A 6,325-nucleotide genomic window follows, 5' to 3' on the forward strand; every position below is an offset into this window, starting at 1 on the left:
CGATTGCCAGGTTCCAGCGCGCATAAGATCTCTTCTGCTCGGGCAGACGCTCAATGGTCTCCTCGGTGACGACCCTGCCATCGGCGGTCGGAGGGCGGAACCGCAAAACGGCGGCGTGGGGCGCGCGGTCTTGAGTAGGCCGGGCACTCGCTCAACGATTGCGCAGACAATAATCCCCGCTGCTCGACCAGCCCGACGGGCACCCGGCGCCGATCTTCGGCACCGCCGGTCGCGCCTGCGTGCCCGCCAGACAGTAGGCACCGCTCGTTGAATAGCCGCTCGGGCAGGATCCGCGTTTCTCCAACGCCGCACGTGCCTTTGGGCCGGGTTTGCAATAGGCGCCGCTGGTGCTGTACCCGCTCGGACAATTGCCCGACTTGGCGATCGGCTGAACCGGCAGCGTCGATTCTGCCGACGCGGCGAGCAGGATCAGCGCCGCGCCGAGGCGCGTATCTGAGGGTCGCGATGAAGGATATGGATGCACTCCTGTGTCGTCGTGTCGAAACGCCGGACAATGCCGCCGAGATTCGACCAGCGGGCGCTCGGTGCGAAAAAGCGCTTCCAACGCCTCCTGCCCCAGCGTGTCGTGCAGACCGTCCGAGCAGATCAGAAAGGTCCTTTCCTGCGTCCAGTCGCCCGGCCGCCAATGGATCAAGAAGCCTCGACGGCCTCGGCGGCGGTGAGCGTATGCTCCAGATAAGGGCTCGACCCCTTATCGGGCCCCTTATCGCTCTTGTGTCTCGGACAGTTCGCCTCATAATTTGACGATCGAAAGGTTCTATAAATGAGGCGCTCCATGTCTGCTTCCGCCGAGCTGCTTTCCGAGGTCATCACGGACCAAGGGCTGATTGCGACGGATCGCCTGGCCGAAGTGCTGCACATCACCAAGACCGAGCTGGCCAAGGCGACCGGATTATCCCGTGACGCGGTCTCCAAGCGTGATCGGCGCGAGGCACGCCAGACCCAGACGCGGCTGCGCGACACCGTGGAGATCATCAATCGGGTCACGAGTTGGACCGGCTCACCCGGACGCGCGTTCGCTTGGTTTCGTTCTCAGCCGCTTCCGTCGTTCGGAGACAGAACCGCCGAGGATCTGGTCAAGGATGGCCGCGCACAGGCCGTCAAGGATTATCTGTCGCGAATCGCGGAAGGCGGCTACGCGTGACGGATGCGCCGCCGACGCATCCCTTCGTCGGTTTGGTCTATCGCGCCCACAATCCCCGCTGGGCCTTCGCGCCGACCTCCGGCGACGGAGCCGCACGCCATGGCGGTCGCTTCAACCCGCGAGGCACCCCGGCTCTCTATACCTCGCTCGACCCCAAGACCGCGTGGATGGAGGCTCAGCAGGGACTGCCGTTCAAGGCGCAGCCGATGACTCTGGTCGGCTATCGCGTGCGCTGCGAGCGGATCATCGACCTCACCGATCCGGCTGTACTCGCCGCCTGCGGAGTCGAGGACGCCACACTTGCCTGTGCTTGGGAGGACCTGGTTTCGCCTGACCGAACGCCGCCGAGCTGGTCGCTCGCCGAGACATTGATCGCCGTCGGCTGCCATGGCGCGCTCGTACCCAGCTTCGCACCCGGCACGACGCCGGCTGAACGCAACCTCGTTCTCTGGCTCTGGTCCGACGCTCCGCCCTGCCAGGCACGGGTCATCGATGATTTCGGACGCTTGCCGAAGGACGATGCCTCCTGGGTCTGAACCTTCAAGACTTCATTTTCCCGGCATCCTGAATCCAGCGCTCCTTCCCACGGCGGCCTTATTGTAGCGATAAGGACCCTGACCACTTATGCCGGACCCCTTATCCGCAGGGCGTTCATTCTGGCCGCGGTCGCCATCAATGCCCGTCACGAGCGGGAAGGTCTCGACACAATTTCTTTCCGCGATCGCGTCGCAGCCGAGAATGCGGGCGCCCCAGATGTCCCGATACGGGGTGCCATAGAGACACACCCATTGATCCGCAGTTCGTTCGTTGACCCAGTCCAGCAACGGCTCGAAGACATGCGCCTCCCACAGCGCGGCACGCGAGGGATAACAAGCACCGTCCTGGCACCACTCGCAACGATAGAGACCATCGGGTGTACGCACCTCGCCGAGGTCGAAGTCGCCGATGATGTCCCAGTAGACGCCGCGCTCATCGTGAATCATGAGCTCGGCAGTTCCCGACCGTTGACGGATCTGGAAACTCAACTGTGGCGCCAGCCCTACGAAACGCAGCTCAAAGCCGTTCTTGCGGGACTCTACGATCCAGGGCGGATACCGGAATCGCCGGGCGTGCTCGCGGATCCAGGCGTCGTAAGTACGGCGGACGAAATTCTTAGGCATTTTGCAGTGTACTCGATTCGGATAGAGCGAAGGATCAACCGCACGCCGTTCCAATCCAGGTGGCGGTGGAGGCGGTCACATGGGCAGCTGCCATCCATCATTTGGCGTTCGTTGGTTTTCATTCGGACGTGTCGGCTCGCGACAGCTTTGCGACCCCCCCATCCTCAGCTCAACGATTCCGCAGGCAATAATCCCCGCTGCTTGACCAGCCCGACGGGCACGCGGCGCCGATCTTCGGCACTGCCGGTCGCGCCTGCGTGCCCGCCAGACAGTAGGCACCGCTCGTTGAATAGCCGCTCGGGCAGGATCCGCGTTTCTCCAACGCCGCACGTGCCTTTGCGCCGGGTTTGCAATAGGCGCCGCTGGTGCTGTACCCGCTCGGACAATTGCCCGACTTGGCGATCGGCTGAACCGGCAGCGCCGAATCTGCCGAAGCGGCGAGCGGGATCAGAACCGCACCGACGAGCGCACATATGATGGTCGCGATGAAGGACATGGATGCACTCCTGTTTTTGCCGTGTCGAAAAGTCGGACGATGCCCTGAATATGCGACATGACCTGTCGTAAAATCCCGGATCATCTCCGGCATCAAACTCTTCAGGTGCTCGTGAGGCCCGTCCCGCAATGAAACGCAGAACCTTCATCCACGCGTTGGGCGCCGCCGGCGCGCTGGGGCCGTTCGGCCGATGGACCCTTGCCGAGGCCGTCGGTCGTGTCGCGACGGTCCAACCGCTGACCCCGGTCTTCGACCGCCTGCCGAGCCTCCTCGCGGCGGCAGCTCGGGCGCAACCGTCCCCCGATCTCGCCCCGTTGCTTCCCGACGGCACCGATCCAAGCCTCGCCGCGCGCGAGCTTCTCGAGGACTGGGACACGCACCTTCACCCCTTGGTGATCGCCCTTGGACCCGCGGCGGAACGCATCCTGGATCGCCTTCCCGAGCGGATCGCCATCCCCGCGGATTGCGCTCTGTACCGCACCGGATCGACGCAAGGTCATCAAGCGGCCGAAGCGCTGGCGCTGCGCCTGGACAGATGCGCCAGCGCCCTGCTGCTGATCGACCCCTCGGATGATCGGGCGCGACGCGATGCCCCGATCTGGACCCGACACCTGGCCGCATCCGAGGTCTATCTGCGCGGGGCGGTCGTCCTCGACACGCCGGCCGAGGGTCTCGATCCGGATTGGCGCGCCACCCTAGACGGCCCGGTCATCGAGCTGGGCAGCGCGTGCGGCGATCTGGATACGGCGGCGCTCATCGAGACAATGCTGCCCGGTCTGCCCTTCTTTCAACCGGCGATGATCTGTTACGACCCGGTCGATGTGCGCACCATCCTCGCCTCGGGACCGCGCGCTCGGGCCACGGCGGTGCGCTGGACCCGACCCGAGGAGTGCACGGCGGCCATCGCCGACGCCTGCGCCGACCTGGTGTCGGCACGCAGCCAAGGCGCCCTGGGCTGGCTCCACACCGACCTGCAGTTCACGATCGACGAGTGGGATGTCCTGAACACCCTGCTGACCGACCGGCTTCCTCCGAACGCGGATCTGCTGCTGATTCCCTTTCCGGACCCGACGCGAGGCCACGGCGAGCGTGTGCTCAGCTTGACGGTGGTGGGGGATTAGGTGAAACCGCGGCCGGCACGACATGCGCCTCGGCTGTGCAACCGGCGCTCGACGGTGACCTTCCACCGGACAGCACCTAGAGGTCGGCAGCGATGCCGGTGTTGGCTTCGGTGCAGGTTTTGGTTGACGCCTTGGCTCGTAGTCATATCATCAGCGATATGAAACCTATGCGCGTCGTGTTGGATACCAATGTCCTGGTCGCGGCCTCACGCAGTCGCAAGGGTGCCTCGTTCACACTGTTGCATGCCTTGCGCGAGCGGCGCTATGTAGCCCTCGGCTCAGTGCCACTGCTGCTGGAATACGAAGCCGTGCTCAAACGGCCCGAGCATTTGTCGGTCGGCCAGCGTACCGAGGCGATGACCGACGCCTTTCTGGATGCCTTGTGCCTGCTCATGGAGCCGGTGCACCTACATTTCCTGTGGCGTCCGCAAACCCGTGATCCAGCCGACGAGATGGTGCTCGAGACTGCCTTGAACGGTCGAGCCGACGCCCTGATCACTTTGAATACAGCCGATTTCGGCGTGGCGGAACGCTTCCGGCTGACGGTTCTGACACCGGGCGCCTTTCTCCGCCGCCTTGAGGAACACTCCTAATGGCCAACTATGCACTGAGATTGCCTGAATCACTGTTCGCCTATGCCCGTCAGGTGGCGGAGGAAGAACAGGTGTCGATGAACCAGTTCTTCGTCACCGCGATTGCCGAAAAGGTGTCCGCGCTCAAGACCGAGACCTATTTTCGCGAGCGGCAAGCCAGGGGCGATCTCGCCGCCTTCGATGTCTGGCTCGCGGCCAGTCCCGATGTCCCGCCCGAGGCCGGGGACAGGATGGACGATTGAGAGGCGGTCACGACTCCCGTCCGGCGACTCGACGAGCAGACCATCATGTTCGGTCACCGGGGCCTTGTTCCTCCGACAGGCCGGAAACCACGCCGCCGATCGTCACGAAGCGACACCACCCCGGGATCGACGACTTGCAGTCGTCTTCTTCAACCGCCCCGACAGCGAGCAAGGTTGATCCCCACGCGCCAATCCCGAAGACCACCCTCGACGCGCGTTGACCGGACCCATCAACGCCGCCCAGCGCACCGTCAAGCGGTTCCGGTGTTCGCCATTCGCCCCAAAATCAGCGACACATTGTCCGGCGCGCCCGCCGCCAACACCGCATCGAGAAAAACCGCCGCCTGCGCCTTCAGCGGGCGCTCGGTGCGAAACAGCGCTTCCAACGTCTCCTGCCCCAGCGTGTCGTGCAGACCGTCCGTGCAGATCAGAAAGGTCTCGTCCGGCGTCCAATCGCCTAGCTGCCAATGGATCGCAAAGTCATCCTCGGCCTCGTCGGCGCCGAGCATATGCTCCAGATCGTGATACAGCTGACCCACGTACTGGTCGGCGGCGATCTCCCCGCGCTCGACCATGGACTGAAAATAGGTGTGATCCCGCGACAACTGCTGCCAGCGACCGGCTCGGTCGATGCGATACACCCGCGAATCCCCGACGTTGAGCACGCTGAACCGCCCCGCGCGCCATTGCAGCAGGGCCAAGGTGCACGCCGAACCGCGGGTGCGCCGATCCCCGGCGAGCGCCCGACACAACGCGGGATGGACGTGCCGGCGAATCAGCCGCGGGCCGATCCAGCCGTCTTGCAGCAAATCGTCATGCTGCGGGCCGATGTCGCACAGGGCCTCGAGCACGGTGCGACTTGCCCGCTGCGGGTAGGGGCTGATCGCGACGCCGTCGGCGACCGCGCAGAGTCCGTCCCGGCTCTCGGAGACAACCGAGCGCGTGCGAAGATCGGGAGATTGACTCACAGCACCCGCGACCAAGAGCGCATCTTGCTGATCGCGGGCGAGCAGGCCACGGTGTTGCGCAAACGCGAGCTCGATACCGTGACTCAACTGCGGATCTCCGTTGGGCCGCAACTAGAAGGCGACTTTTCAAGCGGGGTCACGCGCGCGATCGACCGCGATGACGCGGCAGCAACAATCCGCAGACCCATCGTCACGGCAGGATCCTTTCATCCCAGGCCCGATTCCCGTCATCCGGAATATGCGTCAGCGCCCAGGTCGCGAAATTGAACGACGTACCGGCGAAGGTCTGCGCCGCCGCGGGATAAAGATAGGCCGTCACCGCATCGTGGAAAGCGCTCAGCTCGGCATAGTTTCGCCAATCCCGATACCCCGGCGAGCGCTGGTCGAACATCGCTTGAACGACACAACGTCGCAGGGTCGGGTGCATCATCCCGTAGAACGCGTTCCAGCGGTCCTGAGACCTGAGCCACTGCCACTCCCAAGCCACCGCCAGCGCCTCCTCGTGCAAACGGTCGAAGGATCCGCCGACCAAGCGCCGAGAGAAGTCGCAAACGTAATGGAACCGTTCGTGCTGATAGAC

Annotated in this window: 9 protein-coding genes and 1 pseudogene; 5 read left to right on the top strand and 5 right to left on the bottom strand. The window is 64.3% G+C overall.

The genetic code is table 11. The features are described 5' to 3' along the window. Positions 1-151: 151 nt before the first annotated feature. On the bottom strand, positions 152-655 hold the full coding sequence (locus tag VLR48_RS08980; RefSeq protein ID WP_325291454.1) for a hypothetical protein: 504 nt from the start codon (positions 653-655) through the stop codon (positions 152-154). Positions 656-796: 141 nt separating this feature from the next. On the opposite strand from VLR48_RS08980, the gene VLR48_RS08985 reads away from it, so the two are divergent. Next, entirely contained in the window at positions 797-1,165 is a 369-nt protein-coding gene (locus tag VLR48_RS08985) for an antitoxin Xre/MbcA/ParS toxin-binding domain-containing protein (protein ID WP_325291455.1), read from the top strand. Then, the gene (locus VLR48_RS08990; protein ID WP_325291456.1) at positions 1,162-1,701 is read left to right on the top strand and encodes an RES family NAD+ phosphorylase; all 540 of its coding nucleotides are present in this window, start codon (positions 1,162-1,164) and stop codon (positions 1,699-1,701) included. Before VLR48_RS08985 ends, VLR48_RS08990 begins: the two co-directional genes overlap by 4 nt. A 12-nt stretch (positions 1,702-1,713) precedes the next feature. On the opposite strand, the gene VLR48_RS08995 is transcribed toward VLR48_RS08990, so the two are convergent. Beyond that, the gene (locus tag VLR48_RS08995; RefSeq protein ID WP_325291457.1) at positions 1,714-2,325 is read right to left on the bottom strand and encodes a hypothetical protein; all 612 of its coding nucleotides are present in this window, start codon (positions 2,323-2,325) and stop codon (positions 1,714-1,716) included. Positions 2,326-2,494: 169 nt separating this feature from the next. Next, positions 2,495-2,821 carry a hypothetical protein gene (locus tag VLR48_RS09000; RefSeq protein ID WP_325291458.1) on the bottom strand — a complete coding sequence of 109 codons (327 nt, stop codon included), beginning with the start codon at positions 2,819-2,821 and terminating at the stop codon, positions 2,495-2,497. A 128-nt stretch (positions 2,822-2,949) separates the two neighbouring features. On the opposite strand from VLR48_RS09000, the gene VLR48_RS09005 reads away from it, so the two are divergent. The 3 genes from VLR48_RS09005 (at position 2,950) to VLR48_RS09015 (ending at position 4,777) form a co-directional block, all read left to right on the top strand. Next, on the top strand, positions 2,950-3,942 hold the full coding sequence (locus VLR48_RS09005; RefSeq protein ID WP_325291459.1) for a hypothetical protein: 993 nt from the start codon (positions 2,950-2,952) through the stop codon (positions 3,940-3,942). Positions 3,943-4,034: 92 nt separating this feature from the next. Then, complete coding sequence (locus VLR48_RS09010) at positions 4,035-4,535, top strand: putative toxin-antitoxin system toxin component, PIN family (RefSeq protein WP_325291460.1); 501 nt, start codon at positions 4,035-4,037, stop codon at positions 4,533-4,535. Beyond that, positions 4,535-4,777 carry a hypothetical protein gene (locus tag VLR48_RS09015; protein ID WP_007195775.1) on the top strand — a complete coding sequence of 81 codons (243 nt, stop codon included), beginning with the start codon at positions 4,535-4,537 and terminating at the stop codon, positions 4,775-4,777. The genes VLR48_RS09010 and VLR48_RS09015 overlap by 1 nt, the downstream gene beginning before the upstream one ends. A gap of 251 nt (positions 4,778-5,028) precedes the next feature. Here the strand turns inward: VLR48_RS09015 and VLR48_RS09020 are convergent, their stop codons facing one another. Continuing rightward, positions 5,029-5,832, bottom strand: coding sequence for a PP2C family serine/threonine-protein phosphatase (locus VLR48_RS09020; RefSeq protein WP_325291461.1), 804 nt, complete (start codon positions 5,830-5,832; stop codon positions 5,029-5,031). Positions 5,833-5,935: 103 nt separating this feature from the next. Next, positions 5,936-6,325 (bottom strand): annotated as a pseudogene (locus tag VLR48_RS09025) (hypothetical protein); the annotation flags it as partial.

The sequence above is a fragment of the Thiocapsa sp. genome (genome assembly GCF_035467215.1).
Classification (GTDB): domain Bacteria; phylum Pseudomonadota; class Gammaproteobacteria; order Chromatiales; family Chromatiaceae; genus Thiocapsa.